This is a genomic window from Citrobacter amalonaticus, assembly GCF_037053465.1.
In the GTDB taxonomy this organism is placed as follows: Bacteria; Pseudomonadota; Gammaproteobacteria; order Enterobacterales; family Enterobacteriaceae; genus Citrobacter_A; species Citrobacter_A amalonaticus_H.
In genome coordinates this window covers 491536-518162 of the sequence record NZ_JBALIF010000001.1, presented here as the reverse complement: position 1 = coordinate 518162, position 26627 = coordinate 491536, and the positions used below count along the sequence as shown (strand labels likewise).

General features: G+C 46.6%; 27 protein-coding genes. 10 read left to right on the top strand and 17 right to left on the bottom strand.

From position 1 onward, the window contains the following. Nucleotides 1-11: 11 nt before the first annotated feature. The gene (ampE, locus tag WB371_RS02405) at nucleotides 12-866 is read right to left on the bottom strand and encodes a beta-lactamase regulator AmpE (protein ID WP_336218525.1); all 855 of its coding nucleotides are present in this window, start codon (nucleotides 864-866) and stop codon (nucleotides 12-14) included. Continuing rightward, a complete protein-coding gene (gene ampD / locus WB371_RS02400) occupies nucleotides 863-1426 on the bottom strand; it encodes a 1,6-anhydro-N-acetylmuramyl-L-alanine amidase AmpD (RefSeq protein ID WP_336218524.1) in 564 nt (187 codons plus the stop codon). Before ampD ends, ampE begins: the two co-directional genes overlap by 4 nt. An 87-nt stretch (nucleotides 1427-1513) precedes the next feature. On the opposite strand from ampD, the gene nadC reads away from it, so the two are divergent. From nadC to WB371_RS02390, 3 genes are all read left to right on the top strand, one after another. Further along, entirely contained in the window at nucleotides 1514-2407 is an 894-nt protein-coding gene (gene nadC, locus WB371_RS02395) for a carboxylating nicotinate-nucleotide diphosphorylase (protein ID WP_336218523.1), read from the top strand. A 205-nt stretch (nucleotides 2408-2612) separates the two neighbouring features. After that, on the top strand, nucleotides 2613-2741 hold the full coding sequence (locus WB371_RS23765; protein WP_420704025.1) for a prepilin-type N-terminal cleavage/methylation domain-containing protein: 129 nt from the start codon (nucleotides 2613-2615) through the stop codon (nucleotides 2739-2741). 274 nt (nucleotides 2742-3015) lie between these two features. Beyond that, a complete protein-coding gene (locus WB371_RS02390) occupies nucleotides 3016-5013 on the top strand; it encodes a DUF262 domain-containing HNH endonuclease family protein (RefSeq protein WP_336218522.1) in 1998 nt (665 codons plus the stop codon). Nucleotides 5014-5055: 42 nt separating this feature from the next. Here WB371_RS02390 and WB371_RS02385 read toward each other — a convergent pair whose 3' ends face one another. From WB371_RS02385 to WB371_RS02365, 5 genes are all read right to left on the bottom strand, one after another. Next, the gene (locus WB371_RS02385) at nucleotides 5056-5628 is read right to left on the bottom strand and encodes a recombinase family protein (RefSeq protein ID WP_336218521.1); all 573 of its coding nucleotides are present in this window, start codon (nucleotides 5626-5628) and stop codon (nucleotides 5056-5058) included. A gap of 376 nt (nucleotides 5629-6004) precedes the next feature. Then, entirely contained in the window at nucleotides 6005-6880 is an 876-nt protein-coding gene (locus tag WB371_RS02380) for a hypothetical protein (RefSeq protein ID WP_336218520.1), read from the bottom strand. A 291-nt stretch (nucleotides 6881-7171) separates the two neighbouring features. Continuing rightward, nucleotides 7172-7528: a hypothetical protein gene (locus WB371_RS02375; protein ID WP_420704024.1), complete on the bottom strand. Its 357-nt coding sequence runs from the start codon at nucleotides 7526-7528 to the stop codon at nucleotides 7172-7174. 23 nt (nucleotides 7529-7551) lie between these two features. Further along, a complete protein-coding gene (locus tag WB371_RS02370; RefSeq protein ID WP_336218519.1) occupies nucleotides 7552-8118 on the bottom strand; it encodes a hypothetical protein in 567 nt (188 codons plus the stop codon). Nucleotides 8119-8138: 20 nt separating this feature from the next. Further along, on the bottom strand, nucleotides 8139-8399 hold the full coding sequence (locus tag WB371_RS02365) for a helix-turn-helix transcriptional regulator (RefSeq protein WP_336218518.1): 261 nt from the start codon (nucleotides 8397-8399) through the stop codon (nucleotides 8139-8141). A gap of 102 nt (nucleotides 8400-8501) precedes the next feature. Here WB371_RS02365 and WB371_RS02360 point away from each other — a divergent pair, with 102 nt between their 5' ends. Beyond that, nucleotides 8502-9116, top strand: coding sequence for an XRE family transcriptional regulator (locus WB371_RS02360; RefSeq protein WP_336218517.1), 615 nt, complete (start codon nucleotides 8502-8504; stop codon nucleotides 9114-9116). A 209-nt stretch (nucleotides 9117-9325) separates the two neighbouring features. Here the strand turns inward: WB371_RS02360 and WB371_RS02355 are convergent, their stop codons facing one another. Both WB371_RS02355 and WB371_RS02350 read right to left on the bottom strand, forming a co-directional pair. Next, nucleotides 9326-9823 (bottom strand): hypothetical protein, encoded by a 498-nt coding sequence (locus WB371_RS02355; RefSeq protein WP_336218516.1) that lies wholly within the window; start codon nucleotides 9821-9823, stop codon nucleotides 9326-9328. 932 nt (nucleotides 9824-10755) lie between these two features. Next, nucleotides 10756-12318, bottom strand: coding sequence for a recombinase zinc beta ribbon domain-containing protein (locus WB371_RS02350; protein WP_336218515.1), 1563 nt, complete (start codon nucleotides 12316-12318; stop codon nucleotides 10756-10758). 41 nt (nucleotides 12319-12359) lie between these two features. Between WB371_RS02350 and ppdD the strand changes: the two genes are divergently transcribed. From ppdD to hofC, 3 genes are read left to right on the top strand one after another with little or no spacing between them, the layout of a single operon-like run. Then, nucleotides 12360-12761: a prepilin peptidase-dependent pilin gene (gene ppdD / locus WB371_RS02345; RefSeq protein ID WP_336218514.1), complete on the top strand. Its 402-nt coding sequence runs from the start codon at nucleotides 12360-12362 to the stop codon at nucleotides 12759-12761. A 9-nt stretch (nucleotides 12762-12770) separates the two neighbouring features. Then, nucleotides 12771-14156: a type II secretion system protein GspE gene (gene gspE, locus WB371_RS02340; RefSeq protein WP_336218513.1), complete on the top strand. Its 1386-nt coding sequence runs from the start codon at nucleotides 12771-12773 to the stop codon at nucleotides 14154-14156. Next, nucleotides 14146-15348 carry a protein transport protein HofC gene (gene hofC, locus WB371_RS02335; protein WP_336218512.1) on the top strand — a complete coding sequence of 401 codons (1203 nt, stop codon included), beginning with the start codon at nucleotides 14146-14148 and terminating at the stop codon, nucleotides 15346-15348. Before gspE ends, hofC begins: the two co-directional genes overlap by 11 nt. Before the next feature lie 64 nt (nucleotides 15349-15412). Here hofC and WB371_RS02330 read toward each other — a convergent pair whose 3' ends face one another. Next, nucleotides 15413-16456: a GMP reductase gene (locus WB371_RS02330; protein WP_336218511.1), complete on the bottom strand. Its 1044-nt coding sequence runs from the start codon at nucleotides 16454-16456 to the stop codon at nucleotides 15413-15415. 225 nt (nucleotides 16457-16681) lie between these two features. On the opposite strand from WB371_RS02330, the gene coaE reads away from it, so the two are divergent. From coaE to yacG, 3 genes are read left to right on the top strand one after another with little or no spacing between them, the layout of a single operon-like run. Further along, nucleotides 16682-17302 (top strand): dephospho-CoA kinase, encoded by a 621-nt coding sequence (coaE, locus tag WB371_RS02325; protein ID WP_336218510.1) that lies wholly within the window; start codon nucleotides 16682-16684, stop codon nucleotides 17300-17302. Beyond that, nucleotides 17302-18045: a cell division protein ZapD gene (gene zapD / locus WB371_RS02320; protein ID WP_336218509.1), complete on the top strand. Its 744-nt coding sequence runs from the start codon at nucleotides 17302-17304 to the stop codon at nucleotides 18043-18045. The genes coaE and zapD overlap by 1 nt, the downstream gene beginning before the upstream one ends. Nucleotides 18046-18054: 9 nt before the next feature. Then, on the top strand, nucleotides 18055-18249 hold the full coding sequence (gene yacG / locus WB371_RS02315; protein ID WP_336218508.1) for a DNA gyrase inhibitor YacG: 195 nt from the start codon (nucleotides 18055-18057) through the stop codon (nucleotides 18247-18249). A gap of 51 nt (nucleotides 18250-18300) precedes the next feature. Here yacG and mutT read toward each other — a convergent pair whose 3' ends face one another. The 7 genes from mutT to ftsQ all read right to left on the bottom strand — a co-directional run bounded on the left by mutT (nucleotide 18301) and on the right by ftsQ (nucleotide 26626). Beyond that, the gene (gene mutT, locus WB371_RS02310) at nucleotides 18301-18693 is read right to left on the bottom strand and encodes an 8-oxo-dGTP diphosphatase MutT (RefSeq protein ID WP_336218507.1); all 393 of its coding nucleotides are present in this window, start codon (nucleotides 18691-18693) and stop codon (nucleotides 18301-18303) included. Nucleotides 18694-18752: 59 nt separating this feature from the next. Then, nucleotides 18753-21458, bottom strand: coding sequence for a preprotein translocase subunit SecA (secA, locus tag WB371_RS02305; protein ID WP_336218506.1), 2706 nt, complete (start codon nucleotides 21456-21458; stop codon nucleotides 18753-18755). 64 nt (nucleotides 21459-21522) lie between these two features. After that, nucleotides 21523-22029: a secA translation cis-regulator SecM gene (gene secM, locus WB371_RS02300; protein WP_336218505.1), complete on the bottom strand. Its 507-nt coding sequence runs from the start codon at nucleotides 22027-22029 to the stop codon at nucleotides 21523-21525. A gap of 275 nt (nucleotides 22030-22304) precedes the next feature. Further along, entirely contained in the window at nucleotides 22305-23222 is a 918-nt protein-coding gene (gene lpxC, locus WB371_RS02295) for a UDP-3-O-acyl-N-acetylglucosamine deacetylase (RefSeq protein ID WP_336218504.1), read from the bottom strand. Between the two features lie 100 nt (nucleotides 23223-23322). Beyond that, nucleotides 23323-24474 (bottom strand): cell division protein FtsZ, encoded by a 1152-nt coding sequence (gene ftsZ, locus WB371_RS02290; protein WP_336218503.1) that lies wholly within the window; start codon nucleotides 24472-24474, stop codon nucleotides 23323-23325. 62 nt (nucleotides 24475-24536) lie between these two features. Beyond that, a complete protein-coding gene (gene ftsA, locus WB371_RS02285; protein WP_003018755.1) occupies nucleotides 24537-25799 on the bottom strand; it encodes a cell division protein FtsA in 1263 nt (420 codons plus the stop codon). Continuing rightward, the gene (gene ftsQ / locus WB371_RS02280; protein ID WP_336218502.1) at nucleotides 25796-26626 is read right to left on the bottom strand and encodes a cell division protein FtsQ; all 831 of its coding nucleotides are present in this window, start codon (nucleotides 26624-26626) and stop codon (nucleotides 25796-25798) included. Before ftsQ ends, ftsA begins: the two co-directional genes overlap by 4 nt. Nucleotide 26627 lies beyond the last annotated feature (1 nt).

Sequence of the window (26627 nt, the reverse complement as noted above, 5' to 3'; positions counted from 1 at the left end):
GGCGCGCGGGTTCAGACCAGCGTGCCGTAAATGGTCAGCAACGCCACGACGACGACCAAAACCAATGACGTTTTCTTCGCCATTGAGACCGCCGCTTTTGGCGTTTCTGTCTTGTCGGTATGCGGCTCGCGCGCCAGAGAGAACTGCGCCAGACGTGTGAGCACCTGATACTGCGACGTGTGCAGATCCGCCAGTGAAGCAAACCACGCGGGCAGCGCTTTTTCTCCGTGTCCGATCAGGGCATACACCACGCCCGCCAGACGTACCGGGATCCAGTCGAGGACATGAAGAATCACATCAATACCGGACTGCAAACGCTCATGCGGCGTCAGGTAGCGCGCCAGCCAGGACTGCCACGAGCGTAAGAACGCGTAGCCCACCAGCAGCACAGGTCCATATGGCCCGCCGACAATCAGCCAGAATAAAGGCGCGAGGTAGAATCGAAAGTTAATCCACAGCAATGCATTTTGCAGTTCACGCAAAAACTCACGCTCATCGCAATCCGGCGGCACGCCGTGGATCATCGTCAGCTCGCTGGCCATTGCCTTCCGGGCATGTGCATCATCGCGCGTCGCCGCGTTAAGGTAGGCGTGGTAATGCATCCGTACTTTACCCGCGCCAATGCACAACAGCCCAATCAGGATCCACGCCACGATCGTCAGCACGTTAAAGAGCAGGCCATCCAACGCGCGCAGAACGAGAAAGGCTATCGCCATCGCGACAAGCGTCATTCCCAGCGTGCGCGCCATCGAAAAGCGCTTGAGCCGCCGGAAAAAAGCTTCTAACCGGTGATCTAACTGCCAGTGTTCACCCAGCTTAAAGAGGCGCTCAACAAGCAGCACCAGTAATGTCGTAAACAGCGTCATGTCATCTCCTTATCTGACGAGACGGTGACCAGGGCGCGAAATCTTGCCCAGTCAAAAGCCGGACCGGGATCGGTTTTACGCTCAGGCGCGATATCGCAGTGTCCGGTTATATTTTCGGCAATTGCCGGGTAAAGCGTAATGAGGGCGCGCGTAACGGCAGCCAGTTGTTGGTATTGCGCATCGGTATAGGCCAACGTATCAGTGCCTTCCAGCTCAATGCCAATCGAAAAATCATTACAGCGCTCACGTCCGTGATAGTTCGACACACCGGCATGCCACGCACGCTTATCGAAAGGAACATACTGGACGATTTCGCCATCGCGACGAATCAGACAATGGGCGGAAACGCGAAGATGCGCAATTTCTGCAAAAAACGGATGGGCGTCAGGATCAATTGTTCCGGTGAATAGCGCATCAATCCACGGGCCGCCAAACTCGCCGGGCGGCAGGCTAATGTTATGCACCACCAGCAAAGAAGGAATCTCATCATCCGGGCGGCAATCGTAATGGGGAGAAGGGACACGCCGCGCCTCTACCAGCCAGCCCTTGTCTAACAACATGCAGAATCTCCTTTTGAGTGGTGCTTATAGCGGCTTCAGAGTAGCATGTTTCTACCTTATGATTCGTTAGCAATTTGGAGTTTTCTCATGCCGCCTCGCCGCTATAACCCTGACTCACGACGTGACGCGCTGTTGGAACGCATTAATCTGGATATCCCTGACGTTGTCGCCAGGGCGCTGCGTGAAGATTTAGGCGGTAACGTGGATGCCAGTAATGACATCACTGCGCAACTGTTACCGGAGAATACCCATTCTCATGCCACCGTGATCACCCGGGAAAACGGCGTTTTTTGTGGCAAGCGCTGGGTTGAAGAGGTCTTTATTCAACTGGCGGGTGACGATGTTAGTATCACCTGGCATGTTGATGATGGAGATAGCATTACAGCCAATCAGCCGTTGTTTGAACTGGACGGCCCCTCTCGCGTCTTACTCACCGGAGAACGCACAGCGCTGAACTTTGTGCAGACCCTCTCTGGCGTCGCCAGTGAAGTGCGTAGGTATGTCGGGATCCTGGCAGGCACGAAAACCCAACTGCTGGATACGCGCAAAACCCTACCGGGATTACGTACCGCGCTGAAATATGCGGTGCTCTGCGGCGGCGGCGCAAACCACCGTCTGGGGCTTTCCGATGCCTTCCTGATCAAAGAGAACCACATCATTGCTTCTGGCTCCGTGCGCCGGGCAGTAGAAAAAGCCTTCTGGCTGCATCCGGATGTGCCTGTGGAAGTGGAAGTAGAAAACCTTGATGAACTGGACGACGCGCTGAAAGCCGGTGCCGATATCATCATGCTGGACAACTTTGAAACCGATCAGATGCGTGAAGCGGTAAAACGCGTGAACGGCCAGGCGCGGCTGGAGGTTTCCGGCAACGTAACCGATGAAACTCTGCGCGAATTCGCGGAAACCGGCGTTGACTATATCTCCGTCGGCGCGCTTACCAAACACGTCCGGGCGCTCGACCTGTCGATGCGCTTTCGCTAACGTTTAACATATTGCCCGAGAGCGCGTTGCTTATCGGGCTTCCCCCCTGCCGTCAGCTAAAATCTCCGCCCCGCCTCGCAACTTCATTGTCCACCACTGCAAGCCAACAATCTTTCTCTGAACCCGCTTTCCCGAACCATTTTTTGCCTCTCGCCCCTCTTTTCCGCATTTGCCAAAGTGACGCCATTCACACAAGGAGCGCATTATGGATAAACAACGCGGATTCACCCTTATTGAACTGATGGTGATGATTAACAGCAAATTACTTTTTTCTTCGTCAGCGAAAAAGCATAACTATCTGATTAAATTGAGAATAGATATCGAAAGGATTTAAAAGTACAAAATTGCTTTCTATATTTGCTGCCCCCTCTGCTGCTATAACTGTTACTAATTTGTTAATTTTTCCTTATGGTGAGCATATCTCGCCCTAAAAACCCGATAAAGAAAATGCTCGGCTCTGAGGATTGTATATTTGGTGTAAATGATTGTATTCTCTATACATTGGTAAGACGCGAGATAACGTTTAGCTATATCCGCGATATGGTTCGAGTTGTTTTATCAAAAAGATAGCAAACAAGCCATAATCATCTGTAATATAAGGATAAAATATGGATAGCAGTTTAATTTCTGTCTCAAAAATATTCACTGAAAGACTTCTGAGAATCCCAGACTATCAGAGGGGATACGCTTGGACAGCCAAAGAGGTAAGTGACTTTTGGAATGATTTAGTTCATTTAGAAGATAATAAAAGTCACTATGTCGGAGTATTGACACTAGAAGATGTTCCTGAAAAAAACATTAATGGTTGGGTTGAGGATCACTGGATCATAAGATCGAGGAGTTATGCACCCTACTTTATTGTCGATGGTCAGCAACGCATGACTACAATCATCATTTTAATTCAAAGCATCATAGAGGAAGTGAAGAATAGAGGGGTTGATATTCAGTTAAACTATACTGACATCGAGGAAATTCAAAAAAAATTCATATTTGAAACAAAGCAAAAAAACTCACCATCTAGATCTTATATCTTTGGATATGATAAAGACAATCCTAGTTATGAATATTTAAAGCAAGAGATCTTCAAAGAGCATTCAATAAACTCATCGAAGCTTGAAAATACTATATATACACAAAACCTATCTAATGCCAAGAAGTTCTTTTCTGAGAAGATTAATCCACTGTCTATTCCAGAAATAGAAAATTTATACAAGAAAGTCACTCAGCACTTCTTATTTAATATATATTCTCTGGATGAAGAAATTGACACGTATGTTGCCTTTGAAACAATGAACAATCGAGGGAAAATATTATCCCACTTAGAATTGTTGAAAAATAGATTGATATACCTTACAACTAAATTACCAGAACCTGATGATGAAAAAGACTCCTTGAGACATGCTATCAATGAGTGTTGGAAATCAATGTATCATTTCTTAGGTAAAGATATTAAGAAACGTCTTTCTGATGATGAGTTTCTTTACCATCATTACATTTTATACTTTAAAGAACTTCCAGCGACCACTGATGATAGTGACAAATATGTTTACGAGGAAAACTTATATTATACATTAAACCACGGAGTAATATTAAGTGGCCGGGACGAACACAAACGAGTTTTGATTGATGACATATTTTCAGCTAAACCACTTACAGATAAAACCAGAAATCACGAAGTTACAGCGGAGTTTATAAGTAACTATGTAAAAAATTTGAAGCGTTCGGTTGAAACTTGGTATAACCTACATAACCCTGATGAAAGTACATATCCACCAGAGGTTCGGGAATGGTTATCACGTTTAACAAAGATTCCGTCATGGCGTAGTTGTCGTATTTTATTACTTGAACTATTGAATAATGGAAGTAGCAAAAAAAGTATTGTCGCAATACTTTCACTTGTAGAACGCCTATTATTCATTCAAACAATGTTACTTGACAGTTATCATTTTAGAAACATAAACTTAGTTGAGTTAGCTCTAAAGTTCAAGAAAGAAGGAAACACCGATAAATTAGAATCACATATCCGGATAGAGACCGATAAACTTTTGAAATATGCTCATAAAGAATTTTCTTTGAAATTCAAAGATAGTGATTTTTACAATTGGGGTGGGCTCAAATATTTCTTATACGAGTATGAATATAGTTTACAATCCACATCCAAAACCAATAGAACAAAGTTAGACTGGGATGAATTTCGAAGAAAAGAAAAAGATGTTGACTATAATACTATTGAACATATCTATCCACAAAGAGCAAGACATTCATCATGGACGGTACTCTTTGATAAGTATTCATCCAAAGACAGAAAAAAATTACGGCATACTATAGGAAACTTAGTTCCTCTTTCTCTCAAAAAAAATGCATCACTTTCAAATAGACCGTTTTTAGAGAAAGTAAGTAAAGGATTTAGATATGGTTGTTACTCAGAGAATGAAATCACCTGTTTTGACTCGTGGGGACCAAATCAAATAAAAGATAGAAGTTATCGATTACTTGCTTTTATGGATAAGCGTTGGGAGTTAGGTTTATGCCCTCCGCATATAATTAAAGATAAAGATAAAGCTAAACAATATTATTTAAATTTAATTGGCTTAAACTTCGATTAAAGACTACTGTCAGCTTGAAATATCAAGCTGACAAATTATTTTTTATGCCTTATTGTTATCTCTAGCATATAATTCCTTTTTGACGCGAAAAACTGTAGCCCTGCCGCAATCACACAACTTCGCGATCTCGTCAGGTGTATTCTTCCCAGCCCGTAACATATTGATGATTTTGCTATGAAGTTCCTTGTTCTTTTGCTTGCCCTTGTACTTCTTGGCTTCTTTAGCAAGGGCGATCCCCTCGGAGCGGCGAGATGCGATCATACCTCTTTCAAATTCTGAAACTGCTCCCATCATGGTAAGAATGAGGCGAGATTGTGGGGAGTTATCAAAGCTCATTGAATTCGCAAGAAACTTAACGGTAATCCCGCGAGCTACGAGGCTATCAATCATTTCCAATAAATCGCGGGTATTACGAGCGAGACGATCGATAGAATGAGTTATGAGCATATCACCTTCGCGGAGGTGTGAAAGCAGGTTCAACAGTTCAGGCCGTTCGCTGGTGGACTTTCCTGATTCCTTCTCTGTAATAACTTTGTCGCATTCAGGTTCCAGTACTGCCAACTGACGCTCAAGATTCTGATCCTTTGTTGAGACTCTCGCATAACCAAAAATCATTTCCCTACCCTCACCGCCGATAAGTATCATTTAAATTAACTAAATGATACAGTATCATTTAAACCCCTTCAATATATAAATGATACTAAATGAAACGAGATAAACGCGTATCGTTAGGGGGTACCCAAAAGAGATTTTTGATCGTTCGTTTTTTGTCGATACGGGGTTAGTGAAAAATTCGGTACTGAGATCTGAGTACACGGCATTTGGTCGGCGAGGTTGAACCTAATCAGACGAACGAGATTTTAAATCGTGCAGAAAAATACTGACTGTACTTTTATCTGAGTAAACGATCCCTTTAACTTTTGTGCCAGAAAAAGGGATGGCTAACTTTATATTATTTTATGCTCTTAAGGCAGGTAATCATAGCTACTTTTCAAATATTAAGCTCTTTTGATAAGCCATTAACCTTAACACTCTCAATATCTTCTTCGGATGGATGAAAGAATGGTTCAATCCCAAACAGTTTTTTTTCTCTAAGTAAAGATGAAAATTTATTCATTTCTATAAGAAATTTACTGGGTTTAGTAGAAATTCGATGTACAGGTGGTTTTTCCCCTTTTAAAACACTATGTACTGCTTCAGGTATGCTAGGATAATGTTCAATACCATAAACTATATACCTTTGACAAAACCACGCCAATCTATCGTTAGTGCTATTGTTATATTCTTTTTTATCTTCATCAACGCATAGAATATTAAATGCTTTAAAAACCTCCTTATGTATTTCTTGTGGATTAAACAGTATCCCTCTACTTTTATCTTTAAAAGGATGTGCGGCCCAACGATCTCTAATAGAAATAATCCCAGAATCCTTTATCCGATTACATAGACTATTAATATAATCAAAGTCAGATTTGAATTCTGGCGACATAGATATATCTTTCATATTAAACTTAATAAGTTCATAAAAGATATTAAAATTCAGTATGACGCTATTGACAAAAGGCTCATTGAAAGCAATAAAGGCTTTTTTTTCATCATCAGCATTCTGGAAAGCATTTGGATAATTACCTATCATATATCTAAAGCTAAGATATGAACTTCCAATATTGAACAATGAATTGTAAACTCTATCAATGCCTATTTTTTTATTCAAGAAATGCTCAATATTTTCATTGAAATAGTTTTTAGAAATATTAAAATCAGTATTACCATACTTTGACTTAAGGTAATCATCTTGAGGGGATGTATAAAATTTTATAATCAGAAAAAGTATCTCTTTCTGATTCAATGATAAATTATCAAACATAACAAATCCCTTGTAGAATCAAAAATAACAACATCTACCATAATACATAAAAATCTAACCAATTCGGTATTGTGACCGTCTATAGTATATCATTATAGTTTCAGCATACAAATAACTCTTTATAGTATATACGTTGAGTATGCTCTAGTTTAGAAAAAAATAATCTTAATCGAAAATCAGACATGTTTCTAATTTCACTACTATCAATTTAAATTGATAAAGATAATGAAACCATACTCATATTCATTACTTGAATACAGGCCGATTACACGGCCTTATTTGTAACATTAATCATTGAGAACGATCAAGTACCATGTACGCTGGCTGACACATGCTTCCACGTTCCTGTAACCAGTAGTAATCAAGATCGGCTACACGTACATTCAGTCCCGAATCCACACGGTTTATCTGTAACCGTAGCCCTATCGTATCCTTGTACGACAAACCGGATTTAACATTGTACTTGTACTTAACCCCACCTTCTTCTTCAAAAGATTTGAGATAAGGGGTGATTTGCTTCTGGATTTCTTTCAGACAAATAACTTCATTGCCAACAACAAAGGGCTTTTCAGTTTTCCCTTCTGGCGAAGTAGCCGCAATTGTGGTTAATGGGAGTAACATTAATAGTACTGATATTGTTTTCATCATTTATTCGATTCCTTGAGTGAACGTTACTGTTTCGAACAAATTTGTGTAATTGTTGAATTATGATTAAATTCAACATCAATTACCTTTATAGTATTATCATTCAGTACTGATACAAAATAATTGCTTGATGAATTCCCGTACTTCCTTGAGCCATCTGCTGCAATAGTATTAAATTTAGCCGTATCAGTACTATCTTCGATACCTGGAACAAACAGTTTAACGCTTAACTCATCATCTGTAATTGTATATTTGACAGTGGTTTTAACTTCACCATCAGAATAAAATCCTGATTTATATTTCGTACCTTGCCTTGTTTGGGTTATTACATCAAATTTATTGCATGTATAAACATTGGCCTTGGTATTTTCCGTACTGTCAACCGTTGAAGCCTCTGCATCAGTACTTTTATCTTGTGAAACAACTCCAGCACCGATTCCAATAGATACCATAAAAACAATAAAACTCATTGCTGAAGATGTAATCAACGTTCTGATCTTTCCGTGACCTTTATTTTTACTACGATTTGAAACTTTCTTATAACAAAGTACCGAAATTGTTATGCAGATAATGAAAACAATCAATCCAGACATAAATTTTCCTCAGATTTCATTTACGGTAAGTTTTTATATCGTTCAGGCCAGATTGTGCGAACAGGTACACCGATAAAATCAGAAATGATCTTTTCGCCTTTAGGCCAATGCCTTTCGAGAACGTTGTAAAGTGTTCTTTCATGTAAACCGTTGTCTCGTGAAAGCTGTGCCAAAGTCCCTCCTCTTTTCTTGATAGCTGCCAAAATATCCACTCTGTGCCAGTTCTCAGTACTGGCATTCTGATCCTTTATCTGCGATTCTACTTGGTTGTGAATACTCATAATGACCACTCATTACTAACATTGAGAACATGATTGATCATTAAAAGGAAATCGTCAATTAAAAATAAGGAACAAAGTTCCTTTTTGTGTGGTGGGTTGTGTATGGCTGGAAAAAAAGAAAGCGTTGAACAGTTCAGCGAAAGGCTAAAGTCGATCGTTCCTTCAGGTTCAGGCCGAGATTTCGCCAAAAAAGCAGGCATAGGTTACAGTACTGTCCACAACTATCTACAAGCTGTATCAAGTCCAACGCTTGAGAATCTTGTACTTCTGGCTAAAGCTGGTGGCGTGTCGGTTGAATGGCTGGCGACTGGAAAAGAGTTTTCAAAATCGGCAAACACAGACCAAACCGAAGAACTGTTAAAAATTCCTTTTATTGATGGTGATAATTTCCTTTTACTGAACGCAGATGCTTTCCCCGATTTGTTGGATAAAAGGGCAAACCTCGCCGCCCTTCGCGTTAAGACTGACGTAATGGAGCCAACGTTCACGGTTAATAGCGTCTTGCTGATAGGCCAGAACCAAAAGCTGTTACGGGATGGTAAAGTAGTTGTACTCCACAAAGAAGGAAACTACTTGTACAAGCGAGTTCAGGTAGTTCCTGATGGATACAATCTGAGCAGTGATAATCCCAAATACAGTGCGATGATCGTCAATCAGGATTCACTATCTTCCTTTGACGTTCTAGGGGAAGTGCTAGTAGTACTGAATCACCTGTAGTTTATGAGTATGTGTTGATGTAGCTGTTTAAACGTCCTCAGTGCATTTCTGAGGCGTTTTTCTATCGGTGTCATGGGTTGGCACTAGTTTTGAGCTTAATCGCTGCTAGCAGCTCCCTATGCAATTTTATGAATCGCAATCAGGAAGCTGTTTCGCGTGGTTCCCATTAGGCGAGTACTGACAATACTTTTTGATCAGAGGCAGTGATCTTACTTGGTCGCGAATTTTTCAAAAAACTTCAAACGACCTTCACCTTTGTACTGAAATCCTTTAGATTCAATAAGTTCTTTTAATTCCTTACTGATATTTCCAGTTTCTTTAATCCCGTAGACTTTACCATCAACAGTAACATTAATGATGTTTCTCTGATTCGTGCTTTTTTCAGTACCGGACTTTACCTTGCCATTTTTGATACCTAAAGACGCGAGCAAAGCAGCCTTGACTGATTCATCTAAATGCAAAATCTGCTGCTTGATATCATCAACTTTACTTGCATCAAGCTCCTTCTTGTACTCGCTTGCAACAATCGCAAGGTTTCGTGATACGCGATTTAACTGATCAATGAATACATGAGGATTATCAGTAAAAAGTTTATCAACCTCATTTTTGCAGTCAGTTAGTTTGAAGTTCTCCCCAGCAGTTCTTTCAATCAGTTTCTTGTAGTCAGCATTGTTAAGATCATGCACAACATCAGCCTTTTTACTCATTATACTTTCCTTTTGAATTACTGATTTCGTGTAAACAAACCCAACATTATCTCATTAAAAAAAGAACAACAAGAGTTTATTAACAATAACATGTGTTATATCCAATTTAAGAGTATCAAGTACTAACTGCGTTAGCACTCTCTAAAGTATGGTAAAGTACTTCGCTTGCTATCGCCGCTAGTACTTTACCATACTTACTCGCTTCTCGTCGTTTAACACGATCTATCCTGACGAGATTTGCTAAGGGATTTTCATCCCCCCACAGGGGGAATGAAGACAATAAAAAAGCACACTGATTGTGTGCTGATTCATTCTGACGATGATAGCCATCGGAATTATTGTATTGCGACTTACTCAAAATTTAGACGGATCTATACTATCCAAATTTATGAGCACGAAAGCGGGTTGCTCTGTTTCTCTCATAATCGCAGTTCATATGCAACGGTCCGTGCTTTAAACATAACACGACTTAGTACTGAGCCTATACAATCAAGCTAGTACTTGTTTCTATAAATTTTGGATAGATCTATATTATATGAAATCCATCGCATTATTCCTTACAGAAACTCCCTTAACAAATTAAAAAGGTGCGAACCTATATGTCTATCTAGAGAGTACTACTATGCTATGTGTACTCTTTTATTGTGCCGCATTGCCGTAGCTCCTGCGTTCCTTAGTATTTTGTATCGGATTAACGCTCGGGAAATTGGTACGGGTCTCATTTGCACATCGAACTGCTTGAACTTCTCAACTGCCATCTACATTTTCGATAGGATCAGGTTTTAACCATCAGTACATTAGTACTGTCAAACAGAGTTATATATCTATATTATACCACATTATTTTTTCATGTTTCATTTATTTCATAAAATCATAATGTATTTACTATCTAATTATACCATATAAGTAAAGTTTGTTTCACTAACAATAATTCAATCATTATTAATTAAGTACTCTATTGATTTTAGATCATCATTTTGCACGGCCATAAAAACAACCTCTCCCGTCTTACTATTAATTACCATAGCTTGTTTCTCATTAACGCCGACATAACTTACAACCAGCATGATAGTATCATCATAACGCTTCATTTTAATATTTTTAATAACACGTTTAACCTTTACATTAAAATCAAGCCTTAACTTTGTATTTTTAGGGTCTAGCAAATCATCAGTATATGAATCTTTTAAATCATTAAATGTTTCGTAGCCAATGTTTGACTGTTTCAGTGTAGTAATTTCGGTTCTGATCTCACTAATACGACGTTGAATGTTTTTCAGTATACGCCTATCATGAGGATCAGGTATATCTTCTTTTTCAAGATCAGCTAGAATTTCATTGCTGTAATTTTCATTTGCAACTAACTCCATTGAAAGATAGTTTATTTTAACCTGTATTTCATTATCCTCACGTCTCAGCATAGAGAAATCAAAATTCCTGAGATGTTCCAACAATGCATTCTCTACAATTTTGTACTTAAAGCCTCTCTCTTTACATTTATCTATTTTCACAAGGCTTCCACCACATCGAAAATATGTATTACCTTTTTTATCAATGCTGTTAATTTGTACATATCTTCCACAATTCATACATATGCACAAACCTGCAAATAAATTATTTGCCTTTACATTTATCTTCCCTAATGGATTTCTTTGTTTTCTTAAATCATTAACCAATTCAAACAATTCTGGTTCAACAACTATAGGATAGATAGGCATACCATCTAAAACTTTACGCCCCGTAGAATTAAATATACCAATAAGCCTCTGATCTTTAATTATTTTCATTAAGTGATGGATGGTCGGCTCCCTTTCATTTATCTGCATTCTTCTATTTTTTAGTTCATCACGAATTGCAGCAGGCCCAAATCCATCAGCATACATTTTAAAAATAAGGTTGTACTTTTCTGACTCACCTTTTTTTATTACATACTTGTTGTTTTTTACTTCAATCCATGACGGTACTCGATGCGTTAAAACAGAGGTTCCATCAATAGTATTCTTAATTCTTTCATCCCAATTTTTAATACTTAGTCGAGCTTTACGCTTACTCTCATTGTGTGCTCTCTGTAAACCACCTGAGATTATGTTAAGATCGCTGTATTGGTGATGTATCATTTCAGTTTCTACTTCATGAATATCGCACCCTGCATTAATCAGACTCAAGAATAACCCTGCGGCCCGGTTGGGTGCCGCTCGACTAAAACGGTCAAGATTTTCAATGACTAACACTGAGTTAGTGATCTTTTTTTGTAACACATCATCTATAAAGGTTTTCAGTACAGAACCATCTTCGATATTTTTTCCGCTATATGCAGATACACCTTCGGCATACAACCAAGTTATATCCCCCAACTCATAGCCACGGCTATGTTGAGAATCATCGTATGCAGCAACGTAATCTCGCAGCATTGCTTGCTGTCTCGACATGCCATAACCATCTTTAGCTTGTCCTCTCGAGCTGACGCGAGCATAGCAATACACTGCTTTTTTCATTTTATTTTCCCAAAGATCATAACAGTAAAAAGCAGTATATCATGGTCGTGATTGGCATCATCGCTATTCTCAGCGCTATCGGCATTCCCGCCTATCAAAACTACCTGCGCAAAGCGGCGCTGACTGACATGCTGCAAACCTTTGTCCCCTACCGCACCGCCATTGAACTGTGCGCGCTGGAACACGGCGGAACAGATACCTGTGACGCCGGGGTCAACGGTATTCCATCCGTAACGACGACACGCTACGTCTCAGGAATAAGTGTTCAGAACGGGGCTGTCACGCTGACCGGACAAGAAAGCCTCAACGGACTCAGCGTCAGCCTGACCCCTGGATGGGATAGTGCGAACGGTATTACAGGCTGGACGCGTAGTTGCGACATCCAAAACGACAGCGCGCTAAAACAGGCCTGCGAAGACGTTTTTCGTTTTGATGCCAACTAAGGACATGCGATGAACAACACGCAGCTCACTGCGCTATGCGAGCGTTATCAGGGAATATTGCTCGATGCGAGCCTCGACGCAATTCATATTGCCGTTGAAGATGCCCCTTCTCACGAACTGCTGGACGCCCTGCATTTCGCCACCACCCGACGCATTGAGATTGACTGCTGGACGCGACAGCAAATGGAGGCTCACCAGCATCAGTCCCGGCAAACACACCCGGCAGTCGTTCAGGACACCGGTCTTAGCGCCGCAGCGTTGCTGGATAAAATACTACAGAGTGCCCTCACGAAACGCGCCTCTGACATTCATATTGAACCCGCTGAACAGCATGTTCGACTGCGCCTGCGGGTAGATGGTGTACTGCACAGTTTGCCCGATATCCCCAAAGAGACAGGGATAGCGCTGACGGCACGCCTGAAGGTGTTAAGCCATCTGGATATTGCGGAACACCGTCTGCCCCAGGACGGGCAGTTCACCGTTGAGCTGAACGGCGCGGATATCTCATTTCGTATCGCCACGCTTCCCTGTCGCCACGGCGAAAAGGTGGTGCTTCGGTTACTGCATCAGGTGAACCAGGCGCTGGATGTGTCTTCGCTGGGGATGCATAACACGCAACGTTCAGCCTTCCTTCACGCCCTGCAGCAACCCCAGGGACTGATTCTGGTCACCGGTCCAACGGGAAGCGGTAAAACGGTCACCCTTTACAGCGCATTGCAGACACGAAACGCACCTGAAGTGAATTTGTGTAGCGTCGAGGATCCCGTGGAAATTCCTCTGGAGGGAATAAATCAGACGCAAATCCATCCACGGGCCGGACTAACCTTTCAGGGTGTCTTGCGCGCGCTGTTGCGCCAGGATCCGGATGTCATCATGGTGGGTGAAATCCGTGACGGTGAAACCGCCGAAATTGCGATTAAGGCGGCGCAGACCGGGCATCTGGTGCTCTCAACACTGCATACTAACTCCACCTGTGAAGCGCTGGTGCGCTTGCAGCAAATGGGCGTGGCGCGCTGGATGCTCTCTTCTGCGTTAACGCTTGTGGTGGCGCAACGTCTGGTCAGAAAACTGTGCCCGTATTGTCGGCATCTTGCCGAAGACCCGATTCGTCTGCCGCCGACATTGTTTCCCACACCGCTTCCTCACTGGCAAGCGCCCGGCTGCGAACATTGTTACCACGGATTTTATGGGCGCACAGCGTTGTTTGAGCTTCTTTCGATCACGCCAGAATTACGTCAACACATCGCTGGCAATGCCTCTGCTGAAGCGCTGGAAATGCAGGCCAGACAGGCGGGAATGAGCACGCTTTTTGAAAGTGGCTGCCGTGCCGTCGACGAAGGACTGACAACCTTTGAAGAAGTCGTACGAATTCTGGGCATGCCGAATGACAGCTAACAGACTGTGGTACTGGCAGGGAATGTGTCACGATGGACAGCCCGGTGAGGGAACCGTCTGGGCTGCCAACAGACTCATGCTGATAAAGACGCTGGAGCAACGCCAGGTCATACCTTTGCGCGTGAGATCTCTGCCTGTAAAACGATCGCTCTGGCGTGGAGATAAATGTGCGGAAGTGATCCACCAGCTTGCGACGCTGCTAAAGGCAGGCTTAACCCTTTCCGAAGGGCTGGAGCTACTGGCAGGTCAGCAATCCAGTAAACAATGGCAAGCGCTGTTAGGTAGCCTTGCCCGTGAACTGGCACATGGCACCCCGCTCTCCGACGCACTGGCTCTGTGGCCCGAGGTTTTTCCCCCTCTGTATCAGGCGATGATACGTACCGGAGAATTAACCGGGAAGCTGGATGAGTGTTGCTTTGAACTCGCCCGCCAACAGAAGGCACAAAAACAGTTAACCGATAAGGTCAAAAAGGCGCTGCGATACCCTGTCATTATTTTAACGATGGCACTAATGGTGGTGCTGGCAATGCTCCATTTCGTTTTGCCAGAATTTGCCGCTATTTACCGCACGTTTAACACGCCACTGCCCGCACTCACCCAGGGGATTATCGCCTTATCCGACTGGAGTAAAAGCTGGGGTTGGTTAATCGCTCTGATGGTTATCGCGCTGATAGTGACAAACGGCCTGCTGAGACAAAATCCCTCCTGGCGCATTCTGTGCCAGCGGGGATTACTTCATCTCCCGGTGATGGGCCGGTTGCTCAGAGGCCAGAAACTCACGCAAATTTTTACCATCCTTGCGCTGACGCAGTCGGCGGGGATCGCCTTTTTACCGGCGCTTGAAAGCGTTAAAGAGACCATCCAGTGCCCCTATTGGGCGCTACGTCTGGCTCAGGTACAGCAGGACATCAGTACCGGCGTTCCCATCTGGCAGGCGCTGAAAAATGCGCAAGAATTCAGCCCACTGTGTTTGCAATTAGTGAGGACTGGCGAGGCTTCCGGTTCGCTGGATGTCATGCTACATAACCTTGCCCGTCATCATGATGACAATACGCAGGCGATGGCGGATAACCTGGCGGCACTCCTCGAACCTGCTCTGTTGGTCATTACAGGCGTCATTATCGGTACACTGGTGGTCGCCATGTATTTACCGATATTTCATCTGGGAGATGCAATGAGTGGTGCAGGATGACGACAGCGAAAAAGGCAAAGTACATAAGCGAGACTGGCGCTATATTCAGCGCCAGTCCGGGTGATTACAGGCTGTTGAAAACGCGGTTTTCTTGTTCCTGAACGCGAATGAAGGTCGTGCGTTTGGTCAGCTCTTTCAGACGTGAAGCGCCAACGTAAGTACAGGCTGAGCGCAGGCCACCGAGGATATCACGTGCAGTGTTATCTACCGGGCCACGCAGCGGCAACTTAACGGTTTTACCTTCTGCTGCGCGGTACTGCGCAACACCGCCCACGTGGCGGGTCATGGCGGATTCGGAACTCATGCCGTAGAACAACATGAATTTTTCACCGTTCTCTTCAACGATCTTACCGCCACTCTCTTCATGACCAGCGAGCATACCGCCGAGCATGACGAAATCTGCGCCACCACCGAATGCTTTCGCCACATCGCCCGGCATGGTACAACCGCCATCGCTGACAATCATACCGCCCAGACCGTGCGCGGCATCAGCACATTCGATAACGGCTGAGAGTTGCGGGTAACCCACACCGGTTTTCACGCGCGTGGTACACACGGAGCCGGGACCAATCCCCACTTTCACGATATCTGCGCCAGAGAGAACCAGTTCTTCACACATTTCACCGGTCACGACGTTACCGGCACAAATGGTTTTCGTCGGCCAGGCCTGGCGAGCTTTCGACACGAACTGAACGAAGTGCTCTGAGTAGCCGTTTGCAACGTCGATACAGACAAAGTTCAGCGCCGGATCCAGCGCCAGAATCTGTTGCGTCTTCTCAAAATCCGCGTCAGACGTACCGGTAGAAACCATGACATGCTTCAGCACTTTTGCCGATGCGCCGCCAATAAAAGCAGCCCAGTCTTCTACGGTATAATGCTTATGAACAGCGGTCAGAATGTCGAAAGAGGCAAGAGCCGTCGCCATTTCGAAGGTTCCAACGGTATCCATGTTTGCCGCAATGATGGGAACGCCGGACCAGGTCTGACCTGAGTGTTTGAAGGTAAACTGACGTTCCAGCTCAACATCGGAACGACTTTTCAGAGTAGAACGTTTGGGGCGGATAAGAACGTCTTTAAAACCTAACTTCAGATCTTCTTCAATACGCATGTGCGGATTCCTGGGGTTAAGGGCTATTAGTATGAGAGCGCAACTCCAGTGACGTTATCATACGCACTAATCAATGCCGCGCAAGACTGCGAAATTCTCTTTTTTTACGCTACAATCCCATAAATTTACCTGGAAAACGGCAGGTTATCCCTAAGACGCCGTTACCAGCGTACATTCAACTTTCAACGAATTGATTATCATAGTGAATTTCCGGGATCCGAAATTATGCGGTATACAGTAGCCTTAACGGGCGGCATTGGCAGTGGTAAAAGCACCGTTGCAAACGCCTTTGCTGAACTCGGGATTCAGATTATTGATGCGGATATTATTGCTCGCCAGGTTGTTGAACCCGGCAAGCCAGCGCTTCATGCTATTGCGGAACATTTTGGCCCTGAACTCATTGCCGAAGACGGCACGCTACAACGCCGGGTACTTCGCGAACGGATTTTTGCCCATCCCGAAGAGAAGACCTGGTTAAATGCGCTGCTTCATCCGCTTATTCAGCAGGAAACCCAACGCCAGTTTGAGCAGGCAACATCTGCATATGTTCTGTGGGTTGTGCCGTTACTGGTGGAGAATGGACTCAATAGCAAAGCTAACCGCGTGCTCGTGGTGGATGTCACACCCGAAACGCAGCTTTTTCGAACCATGCAGCGCGACGATGTCACGCGCGCACATGTTGAACAGATTCTCGCTGCTCAGGCAACGCGTGAAGCACGCCTTGCGGTAGCAGACGATGTTATTGATAATAATGGCACTCCGGAGTCCATCATCCCGGATGTCAAACGCCTGCACGCGCGTTATCTACAACTTGCGTCGCAGTTTGTCTCACAGGGAAAACCGTAATGCACACCCAGGTCCTTTTTGAACACCCTCTCAATGAGAAGATGCGTACATGGCTGCGCATTGAGTTTTTGATCCAACAACTCTCTGCTAACCTGCCAATCGCCAGTCATGCAGATGCTCTGCATTTTTTCCGTAATGCCGGAGACTTACTGGACGTTTTCGAACGAGGCGAAGTGCGTACAGAGTTACTCAAAGAGCTTGAGCGTCAGCAGCGTAAGCTACAGGCCTGGATGGAAGTACCGGGTGTCGACCAGAGCCGCATTGACGCGCTTCGCCAGCAGTTAAAAACGGCGGGCAGTATTTTGATTTCCGCACCGCGTATAGGGCAATTTCTGCGAGAAGACAGGCTGATTGCCCTGGTCCGCCAGCGTCTGAGCATTCCAGGAGGCTGCTGCAGTTTTGATCTGCCGACGCTGCATATCTGGTTGCATATGCCGCAAGCTCAGCGCGATACACAGGTCGATAGCTGGCTTGCCAGCCTCAATCCACTCAACCAGGCCCTGACGCTGATCCTGGATTTAATTCGCAATTCTGCCCCATTTCGTAAACAAACAAGTCTGAACGGTTTTTATCAGGATAACGGTGAAGATGCCGATTTACTGCGTCTGCAGTTGCCCCTAAATGACCAGCTTTATCCACAAATATCAGGACATAAAAGCCGTTTTGCTATCCGTTTTATGCCGCTTGATAGCGACAATGGCGTGGTGCCTGAACGCCTTGATTTCGAACTGGCCTGCTGTTAAGGAGCAAACATGTCAGAGACAATCACCGTAAACTGCCCGACCTGTGGCAAGACGGTTGTATGGGGGGAAGTGAGCCCATTCCGCCCCTTCTGTTCAAAACGTTGCCAGTTGATCGATTTGGGTGAATGGGCCGCAGAAGAGAAACGTATTCCCAGCAGTGGCGATCTCTCAGAAAGCGACGACTGGAGCGAAGAGAAAGAGTAGATTGCCTCAACGTAATCGTGTGGGCCGGATGAGGCGAAACCGCTATTCGGCCTACAGTGTCTGTTTTAACTTCGCAATCACGGGCTCATTGGCGGGAGGAAAATCTTCCGCATCCAGCGCATCAGCCGCAATCCATGTCCCCGGTTGACCTTCTTTCCCCCACGGCTCACCTTCCCAGCTTTCAACCAGCCAGAACCACAGCGTGACGTGCCTGTCGGGAAACCGGTATTCCAGCTTTTCAAACAGCGTGGCATTGACGGGCACAATTCCGACTTCTTCCTGTAACTCCCGGCTTAAAGCCTGCTCCGGCGTTTCACCCGCTTCGATCTTTCCTCCGGGAAACTCCAGTTTATTCGCCATATGTGCATCCGCCGCACGCTGGGTAATAAAAATTTCGTGGTGTTGATTCCGGATGATCCCGACGGCGATTTGCAGTGTTTTCATATTATTGACCCCATAAAAAAGGCGCAGTCCCCTGCGCCTTATTGTCTTTCTGTCAGACCTTAGCTCAGACGGCCATGGCACTGTTTGTATTTTTTACCGGATCCACATGGGCACGGATCGTTACGACCGACCTTACGCTCTCCCGTTTGTGCGGCCAGATCCGCTGCCGCAGCAGTATCGTCATCCTGGTGGCTAAGCTGCTGCATCTGCGCTAAACGTTCAGCTTCTTCGCGACGTTGCTGTTCCATCGCTTCCACCTCTTCCGGCATACGCACCTGCACTTTGCTCAGCGTACTGATCACTTCGTATTTCAGCGATTCCAGCATAGAGGCAAACATGGCGAAGGATTCACGCTTATATTCCTGCTTCGGATCTTTCTGCGCATAACCACGCAGGTGGATGCCCTGACGCAGGTAATCCATCGCGGCCAGGTGCTCTTTCCACAAGGAATCAAGCGTTTGCAGCATGACGCCTTTCTCGAAGTGACGCATCATCTCTGCGCCAACCACCTCTTCTTTACGCTGATACACTTCGATGGCCTGCGCCAGAATACGTTCACGCAGCGTCTCTTCATGCAGTTCTGGCTCTTTATCCAGCCATTCTGCAATCGGCATATCCAGATCGAAGTCGTTTTTCAGGCGTTCTTGCAGACCCGGCACATCCCACATTTCTTCCAGAGATTGCGGCGGAATGTAGGCATCAATAGTCGCTTTAAATACGTCTTCACGAATGCTGTTGATGGTTTCACTAACGTCACTTACGTCCAGCAGTTCGTTACGCTGAGTGTAAATTGCGCGACGCTGATCGTTAGCCACATCATCATATTCCAGCAGTTGCTTACGAATATCGAAGTTACGGCTTTCGACTTTACGCTGTGCGTTGGCAATCGCTTTGGTGACCCAGGGGTGCTCAATGGCTTCGCCCTGTTTCATACCAAGCTTACGCATCATGCCGGAGACACGGTCAGAGGCAAAAATACGCATCAGCGCATCTTCCATCGACAGGTAGAAACGGGAAGAACCCGCATCGCCCTGACGACCAGAACGACCACGCAACTGGTTATCAATACGACGGGATTCGTGACGTTCCGTACCAATGATATGCAGACCACCGGATGCCAGCACCGCTTCATGACGAACCTGCCAGTCGGCTTTAATCTGTGCGATTTGCTCTGGCGTTGGGTTTTCCAGCTCCGCCACTTCAGCCTGCCAGCTACCACCCAGCACGATATCCGTACCACGACCCGCCATGTTAGTCGCGATGGTAACAGCCGCCGGATAGCCTGCCTGAGCAACAATAGCGGCTTCGTTGGCGTGGAATTTGGCGTTCAGCACGTTGTGCTTAATTCCCGCTTTGGTCAGCTCGTTAGAAACGACCTCTGATTTTTCGATAGAGATAGTCCCCACCAGCACTGGCTGGCCATTCGCGGTACGCTCTTTAATATCTTCAATGATGGCCTGAATTTTTTCCGCTTCGGTCATATAGACCAGATCCGGCATGTCCTTACGGATCATCGGACGGTTGGTCGGCACCACCACGGTGTCCAGTTTATAGATTGAGCTGAATTCAAACGCTTCGGTATCCGCTGTACCGGTCATACCGGCCAGCTTTTCATATAAGCGGAAGTAGTTCTGGAAAGTAATGGAAGCCAGGGTCTGGTTCTCGTTCTGAATTTCCACCCCTTCTTTCGCTTCAACAGCCTGGTGCAGACCGTCAGACCAACGACGCCCCTGCATGGTTCGGCCGGTGTGTTCATCAACGATGATAACTTCACCGTCTTTCACGATGTAATCAACATCGCGAGTAAACAGCGCGTGAGCACGCAGCGCCGCGGTAACGTGGTGCATCAGCATAATGTTGCCCGGAGAGTACAGAGACTCGCCTTCATCCATAATGCCTTCTTTCACCAGCAACTCTTCAATCAGTACAAGGCCGCGTTCGGTCAGGTTTACCTGGCGCGCCTTTTCATCCACAGAGAAGTGACCTTCACCCTGGAAGGTATCAGAGTCTTCTTTCTCCTGGCGAATCAGATGCGGAATGATTTTGTTCACTTTTTTGTACATTTCCGAGCTGTCTTCAGCCGGGCCGGAAATGATCAGCGGGGTACGTGCTTCATCGATCAGAATGGAGTCGACCTCATCCACCAGCGCATAATGCAGTTTACGCTGAACACGCTCTTCAGGACTGAACGCCATGTTATCGCGCAGGTAGTCAAAGCCGTACTCGTTGTTAGTACCGTAAGTGATGTCAGCCGCATAAGCTTCGCGCTTGGCTGGCGCAGGCATACCGGGCAGGTTGATACCGACGGTCATCCCGAGAAATTCAAACAGCGGACGGTTGTTTTCGGCGTCACGTTGCGCCAGGTAGTCGTTCACCGTAACCACGTGAACACCTTTTCCGCTCAGCGCGTTCAGGTAAGCGGGCAGCGTAGCGGTCAGGGTTTTACCTTCACCGGTACGCATTTCCGCGATGCAGCGATCGTTGAGGACCATACCGCCGAGTAACTGAACGTCAAAGTGACGCATCCCAAACACACGTTTACTGGCTTCACGGACCACGGCGAAAGCTTCTGGGATCAGGTTTTCTACCCTTTCTCCTTTTTCAATACGTGCGCGGAATTCATTCGTTTTCGCTTTCAGTTCGTCATCGGAGAGTTTTTCCATCTCCGGTTCCATGGCATTGATCACCGCAACCGCTTTACGCATACGACGCAACGTACGATCGTTACGGCTACCGAATACTTTTGTTAATAATTTGATTAGCATAATAAAATCTCAAACGCCCCGCGATGTGGGGTCAAAATAATAAAAAGTTGAAGGTTGTTTTAGCTTAGCTGAGGCGTTGAGGGCCAGCACGGATTCCCTGCGCCTGACTGATCCAGGCGGAAACGGTGAATACGGCCTGCGGCGTGAAATGTGAATAAGTTACCCGTGGCGCTATGGCAGAGGGAGAGCCTTGCTGAGTCAGCATCGCGCTGAGTGTGTTCAGTAAGGCTAAATGATGTGCCTCAAGTGGCAACGGCTCATCTGCAACCGGCAACGCCTGTGGTGCCATTGCGAAAGAAAGATGACGAATGACCGTACGTATAGCATGCTGATGCCAGTAGTCGACGGTAAAGGTCGGGCGACGGTTGGTCGCTTCAAGCAAAACAAACTGGCTGAAAGCTACGTTGACGCTTTGATCGTGCCTGCTTGATGCCGCTTTTGCGGGTGTATTGGGTTCAGCAGCATTGCTGAGCGCAGGCAGGCCAAAACTCGCCGCGACCATCCCTAATAAGAGATGCGGCCAGAAGTAGCGTCTACCAAACTGTCGCCAGCGCGTCAGTATTCCACTCACGTTATTGCCATCCCAAAACAATTATTCAAACGTTTTTTGCGCACAAATCTTATCATTAATGCGCAGGCTCTACAGCAGTATTGATGAGAAGTTGCGGATAAAAATGCTCAAGAAAACAGCGTTCGCACGCCCTGTAATAACAGTATGGCAGTTTGCGCGACAATAAGTCTGTTTTAGCGAAGAGATATAAAAATAAAAGCCCAAAAAAAAGACTGGTTACCTGGCCGGAGAGAGTGCCAGATGAACCAGTCGATTTTATGCGACGATGAGTGTCGTTATGCCAGTACGGTCGAAGGCGCTTTGAAAGCCAGCGGCAGTTCTGCGTCGTCCTGGAAGGTCACATATTCCCAGGCTTCCTGTTTTGCCAGGACAGCCTGCAACAATTTGTTATTCAGTGCATGACCGGATTTGTAGGCGGTAAATGCACCAATAATGTTGTGACCACACATGAACAAGTCACCGATAGCATCAAGCATTTTGTGACGAACGAATTCATCTTCAAAACGCAGGCCGTCTTCGTTCAGTACGCGATAATCGTCAACAACGATGGCACAATCGAAGCTACCGCCCAGGCACAGGCCACGGGACTGCAGATATTCGATATCACGCATGAAACCAAACGTACGCGCGCGGCTAATCTGGCGCATAAACGCGTCAGCAGAGAAGTTCATCGCATAGCGTTGTGTGCTGGAGTCAATGGCCGGATGGTTAAAGTCGATGGTGAAATCCAACGTAAAACCATTGTACGGTTTGAACTCGGCCCACTTGTCGCCATCTTCGACACGTACAGTCTCTTTGATGCGTACAAATTTCTTCGCACAGCTCAGCTCTTCAATACCTGCATCAAGCAGCAGATAGACGAAAGGAGCGGCACTGCCGTCCATGATCGGGATTTCCGGAGCATCGACTTCGATAACAATGTTATCAATGCCCAAACCTGCCAGCGCCGCGTTAAGGTGCTCGACGGTTGAAATCCGTACATCATGCTCGTTGACCAGACACGTACAGAGCATGGTATCACGCACAGATTTGGCATCGGCCGGGAAATCTACCGGTGGATTCAAGTCGGTGCGACGATAGATGACCCCGGTATTGGCCGGCGCAGGGCGTAAGGTCAGGGTGACTTTCTTGCCGGTATGCAAACCGACGCCAGTCGCCTGAACGATACGTTTAAGTGTCCTTTGTTTGATCATCGTATAATCTCGCCAAATTACCTATCCAACCGAAGTGTACTATACATTCGGTGGGCCAGTTTAGCACAAAGAGCCTCGAATCCCAAATTCCAGCCAATTCTTAATCAGCTTGCTTACGCAGGAATGCAGGAATATCCAGATAATCCGGCTCTTTCGCGGTTTGCGGCGTGTTGTCATTCACCACTTTCGCAGCAGGTTTCTGCTCTTGCGTCAGCGGTGCCATGCCGTGCTGCTGGTAACGATCCATCACAGGCTGCTGCACCTGCTTGTTGGTGACCAGCGTGATTTCAGGACGTTTGTCCATACCGATACCGGTAGCTACCACAGTAACACGCAGCTCGTCGTTCATATCCGGATCGAGAGAAGTACCGATAACCACGGTCGCATTATCCGATGCAAAAGCACGGATGGTGTTACCCACAGTTTCAAACTCATCCAGACGCAGGTCGAAGCCCGCCGTGATGTTGACCAGTACGCCACGCGCGCCAGACAGATCGATATCTTCCAGCAGTGGAGAAGAGATCGCCATTTCAGCCGCTTCTTCCGCACGGTCTTCACCGCTCGCCACGCCAGAGCCCATCATCGCGTAACCCATTTCGGACATCACGGTGCGTACGTCTGCAAAGTCGACGTTCATCAGACCCGGGCGGGTAATCAGTTCCGCGATACCCTGCACCGCGCCTTTCAGCACGTCGTTCGCCGCGCCAAACGCGTCAAGCAGGGAGATACCACGACCCAGCACTTTCAGCAGTTTGTCGTTCGGGATAGTGATCAGCGAGTCCACATGCTTGGACAACTCAGTGATCCCCTGCTCCGCGAAAGCCATACGCTTCTTACCTTCAAAATTGAAAGGTTTAGTCACAACGGCTACGGTCAGGATACCTAAATCTTTAGCGACTTCCGCAACCACCGGCGCTGCACCGGTTCCGGTACCGCCGCCCATGCCTGCTGCGATAAACACCATGTCTGCGCCGTCAAGCGCTGCACGCAGTGCTTCACGATCTTCATCCGCGGCATTGCGACCGACTTCCGGGTTCGCCCCAGCTCCCAGACCTTTGGTAATACCGCTACCAATCTGGATAGTCTGCCCAACCGCCGTCTTGCGCAATGCCTGAGCGTCGGTATTTACCGCGAAGAATTCAACACCCTCAATGCGCTCGCGCACCATGTGTTCAACGGCATTACCGCCGCCGCCACCGACGCCGATGACTTTAATCACCGCGTCGTTGGTCAGTTCCATAGGTTCAAACATAGTTTCTCTCTCCGTTGTGCCTGTCGCCTGAGGCCGTAATTTTCGCCGGTCTCATAAAAAAATTAAAACTCTTTTCGCAGCCAGCTATTCAGACGTTTAATCCAAGAGCCAACTGAAGCCGTAACACGCTTCTCTACTTCAGCTTCACCACTCAAATGGGACTCTTTCCCGTAGTGAAGCAGCCCCACCGCCGTTGAGTAATACGGCTCCTGAGCGTAATCCGTCAGACCGGTAATATTCAGCGGCGCACCAATACGCACTTGCGTATGGAACACCCGCTGGGCACAGGCGGCAAGACCTTCAATTTGCGCCGCGCCACCGGTCAGTACAATCCCCGCCGCCAGATGATGTTTCACACCCTGCTGGCGAAGCTGTTCCTGTAATTGCAATATCTCTTCGTTGACCAGGTTGAGCAGCTCGGTATAACGCGGCTCAATGACCTCTGCCAGCGTCTGACGTTGCAGACTGCGCGGTGGACGACCACCCACGCTTGGCACTTCAACGCTTTCATCTTTCCCGACGATGGATCCCAGGGCGCAACCATGGCGAACTTTAATCGCTTCCGCATCGCTCGGCGGCGTACCGAATGCATACGCAATGTCGCTGGTGACCACATTCCCTGCATAAGGGATCACTTTCGTATGGCGCAAAGCCCCGCCAGTATATACGGCGATGTCCATTGTACCACCACCGATATCCACTACGCAGACCCCCAGCTCACGTTCATCTTCCGTCAATACGGAATAACTGGCCGCCAGTCCGGCAAATATCAGTTGGTCAACTTTCAGGCCACAACGTTCAACGGCTTTAACAATGTTTTTAGCCATATCGTTGTGGCAGGTGATCAAATGCACTTTTGCCTGCATACGAACACCGGAAAGACCGACCGGGTTTTTGATCCCTTCCTGATAGTCAATCGCATATTCCTGCGGGATCACGTGCAACACCCGGTGCTCATCGCGAACGCGAACGGATTTCGCGGTATGCACGACGTTTTCTACGTCTTCCTGAGTCACTTCTTCTTCGGAAATCGGCACCATGCCAATTTCATTCTGACAGCTAATATGTTTGCCCGAAAGCGCCAGATACACTGACGATATTTGGCAATCCGCCATCAGTTCAGCCTGGTCAATGGCACGCTGTACGCATTTCACCACCGATTCGAGGTCGTTGACCCCGCCTTTATCCATACCCCGGGACGGGCAACTGCCCACGCCAATGATATTGACCATACCGTCGGGCAGAACTTCCCCTACTAAAGCGGCTACCTTCGCGGTGCCAATCTCCAGTCCAACTACCAGTTTTCTGTCCGTCGCCTTGATCATTGTTGTTCTGCCTGTGCCTGATTCTGTTGCTGATTAGATTCCTCAGGAGGTAAGGGTGCCCACCCTACTGCCGCGCCTGAGTCATAACGCAAATCAACGTAGCTAATCCGTTTGCCATCGGTTTGCGCCTGCTGCTGTAAAACCGGGTAAAGTTCTACAAAGCGAGCTAAACGTTTCATCGTGTCGCCCCTGCCAAGGTTGAGCTTAATGTCGTTATTGAGCGTCAACTGCCAGGATCGACGTGCGGTCATCGCCGCTTCCTTCAGGGTAAACCTGTCCTTTGCCAGCATCTGTCCCATGTCGTGATAGCCTTGCAACACTTCACTCGCGCTGCCTTCAGGGCCGTACAACATGGGCAGCACCTGCTTACCGATTCGATCGGTCGGCACACTGAAGGTGTTACCTTCGGCATCCACCATGTGCTGATCATTCCAACGTGCAATCGGCACATATTCAACCAGATGAATCTTCAATTCATCCGGCCACTGCTTTCTGACGCTGGCCTGTTTGATCCACGGCAAGCGTTCAATCTGGCTCTGGATGATATTCACATCCTGGGTCATGAAGGTGCCAGGTGCGCCCAGCGCCAGAATTGACTGGCGGATATCATCATTCTTTGTGTAATGACGCTCACCGGTTAACACCAGTTTTGACAACGGTAAACGTTGCGCATCTTCCATCCAGCCTAACACCACCCAGCCGCTGACCAACACGGTACACAGCACCGTTAGCAGGAATAAAATTCCTGCAAGACGCGTTCCATTATTACGACGTGAGGAAGAAATCTCTTCTTCACTGTTTCGCGTGTTCAGCGCAGCCTGCGACATA

Bases quoted from the DNA above. Each gene is read 5' to 3' on its own strand.
- ampE (WP_336218525.1), bottom strand. From the start codon at position 866: ATGACGCTGTTTACGACATTACTGGTGCTGCTTGTTGAGCGCCTCTTT.
- ampD (WP_336218524.1), bottom strand. From the start codon at position 1,426: ATGTTGTTAGACAAGGGCTGGCTGGTAGAGGCGCGGCGTGTCCCTTCT.
- nadC (WP_336218523.1), top strand. From the start codon at position 1,514: ATGCCGCCTCGCCGCTATAACCCTGACTCACGACGTGACGCGCTGTTG.
- WB371_RS23765 (WP_420704025.1), top strand. From the start codon at position 2,613: ATGGATAAACAACGCGGATTCACCCTTATTGAACTGATGGTGATGATT.
- WB371_RS02390 (WP_336218522.1), top strand. From the start codon at position 3,016: ATGGATAGCAGTTTAATTTCTGTCTCAAAAATATTCACTGAAAGACTT.
- WB371_RS02385 (WP_336218521.1), bottom strand. From the start codon at position 5,628: ATGATTTTTGGTTATGCGAGAGTCTCAACAAAGGATCAGAATCTTGAG.
- WB371_RS02380 (WP_336218520.1), bottom strand. From the start codon at position 6,880: ATGTTTGATAATTTATCATTGAATCAGAAAGAGATACTTTTTCTGATT.
- WB371_RS02375 (WP_420704024.1), bottom strand. From the start codon at position 7,528: ATGATGAAAACAATATCAGTACTATTAATGTTACTCCCATTAACCACA.
- WB371_RS02370 (WP_336218519.1), bottom strand. From the start codon at position 8,118: ATGTCTGGATTGATTGTTTTCATTATCTGCATAACAATTTCGGTACTT.
- WB371_RS02365 (WP_336218518.1), bottom strand. From the start codon at position 8,399: ATGAGTATTCACAACCAAGTAGAATCGCAGATAAAGGATCAGAATGCC.
- WB371_RS02360 (WP_336218517.1), top strand. From the start codon at position 8,502: ATGGCTGGAAAAAAAGAAAGCGTTGAACAGTTCAGCGAAAGGCTAAAG.
- WB371_RS02355 (WP_336218516.1), bottom strand. From the start codon at position 9,823: ATGAGTAAAAAGGCTGATGTTGTGCATGATCTTAACAATGCTGACTAC.
- WB371_RS02350 (WP_336218515.1), bottom strand. From the start codon at position 12,318: ATGAAAAAAGCAGTGTATTGCTATGCTCGCGTCAGCTCGAGAGGACAA.
- ppdD (WP_336218514.1), top strand. From the start codon at position 12,360: ATGGTCGTGATTGGCATCATCGCTATTCTCAGCGCTATCGGCATTCCC.
- gspE (WP_336218513.1), top strand. From the start codon at position 12,771: ATGAACAACACGCAGCTCACTGCGCTATGCGAGCGTTATCAGGGAATA.
- hofC (WP_336218512.1), top strand. From the start codon at position 14,146: ATGACAGCTAACAGACTGTGGTACTGGCAGGGAATGTGTCACGATGGA.
- WB371_RS02330 (WP_336218511.1), bottom strand. From the start codon at position 16,456: ATGCGTATTGAAGAAGATCTGAAGTTAGGTTTTAAAGACGTTCTTATC.
- coaE (WP_336218510.1), top strand. From the start codon at position 16,682: ATGCGGTATACAGTAGCCTTAACGGGCGGCATTGGCAGTGGTAAAAGC.
- zapD (WP_336218509.1), top strand. From the start codon at position 17,302: ATGCACACCCAGGTCCTTTTTGAACACCCTCTCAATGAGAAGATGCGT.
- yacG (WP_336218508.1), top strand. From the start codon at position 18,055: ATGTCAGAGACAATCACCGTAAACTGCCCGACCTGTGGCAAGACGGTT.
- mutT (WP_336218507.1), bottom strand. From the start codon at position 18,693: ATGAAAACACTGCAAATCGCCGTCGGGATCATCCGGAATCAACACCAC.
- secA (WP_336218506.1), bottom strand. From the start codon at position 21,458: ATGCTAATCAAATTATTAACAAAAGTATTCGGTAGCCGTAACGATCGT.
- lpxC (WP_336218504.1), bottom strand. From the start codon at position 23,222: ATGATCAAACAAAGGACACTTAAACGTATCGTTCAGGCGACTGGCGTC.
- ftsZ (WP_336218503.1), bottom strand. From the start codon at position 24,474: ATGTTTGAACCTATGGAACTGACCAACGACGCGGTGATTAAAGTCATC.
- ftsA (WP_003018755.1), bottom strand. From the start codon at position 25,799: ATGATCAAGGCGACGGACAGAAAACTGGTAGTTGGACTGGAGATTGGC.
- ftsQ (WP_336218502.1), bottom strand. From the start codon at position 26,626: ATGTCGCAGGCTGCGCTGAACACGCGAAACAGTGAAGAAGAGATTTCT.